General features: G+C 49.7%; 1 protein-coding gene. It reads left to right on the forward strand.

Annotated features, from left to right (window positions below):
- Positions 1-561 (forward strand): sigma-54 dependent transcriptional regulator (locus R7Q46_RS29255; RefSeq protein WP_318078592.1); only part of this gene is annotated, 561 nt, incomplete at both ends.

Genomic DNA, 561 nt, shown 5'->3' on the forward strand with positions numbered 1-561 from the left:
GATCTTAGGCCCAAGCGGTTCAGGTAAAGAAGTGATGTCGCGTTACATTCACAAAGCATCAAACCGTAAAGACGGCCCATTCGTTGCGATTAACTGTGCGGCGATTCCTGACAACATGCTGGAAGCGACGCTATTCGGTTACGAAAAAGGTGCATTCACTGGTGCTGTTCAGGCGTGTCCGGGTAAGTTCGAACAAGCGCAAGGCGGCACAATCTTACTTGATGAAATCAGCGAGATGGACTTAAACCTGCAAGCGAAGTTATTGCGTGTTTTGCAAGAGCGCGAAGTAGAGCGTCTTGGTAGCCGTAAGAGCATCAAGCTAGATGTTCGTGTGCTAGCGACCAGTAACCGTGATCTCAAACAGTATGTGTCGGAAGGTAATTTCCGTGAAGACTTGTACTACCGCCTGAATGTGTTCCCAATCGCATGGCCAGCGCTGAATGAGCGTAAAGGGGACATTGCGCCACTTGCGAAGCATCTTGCCGAGCGTCACTGTAGCAAAATGGGTATGCCTGTTCCTCAGTTCTCGCCAGTTGCAGTGGAAAAACTATTGCAGTACCC

It is taken from the genome of Vibrio sp. 811 (assembly GCF_033339195.1).